A 302-nucleotide genomic window follows, 5' to 3' on the forward strand; every position below is an offset into this window, starting at 1 on the left:
TCACGGGGATATTTAAATCTTCCGGAGCTTACTGCTGAGCGCTTTTTGACAAATCCATTTCAGAGTGAGGAGGAAAAAGCATCAGGCTATAATGGACGTATCTATAAAACGGGAGATCTTGTCCGTTTTCTTCCCGGTGGCGATTTGGAATATCTGGGCCGTAACGACTCCCAGATCAAGATCCGTGGTTACCGGATAGAGCCTGGAGAGATTGAGGCTGCACTGCTTGGATTGGGAGGTATCTGGCAGGCAGTAGTGGAGTGCAGGGAGAACAGTATGGGTTTAAAATACCTTGTCGCTTA

Annotated in this window: 1 protein-coding gene; it reads left to right on the forward strand. The window is 47.7% G+C overall.

Features of this window, described 5'->3' with window-relative positions; genetic code table 11:
- On the forward strand, positions 1 to 302 hold a 302-nt coding region (locus ACLMCG_RS23110), incomplete at both ends, for a hypothetical protein (RefSeq protein WP_413961451.1).

Source organism: Chryseobacterium sp. S90, from assembly GCF_047444895.1.
Classification (GTDB): Bacteria; Bacteroidota; Bacteroidia; order Flavobacteriales; family Weeksellaceae; genus Chryseobacterium.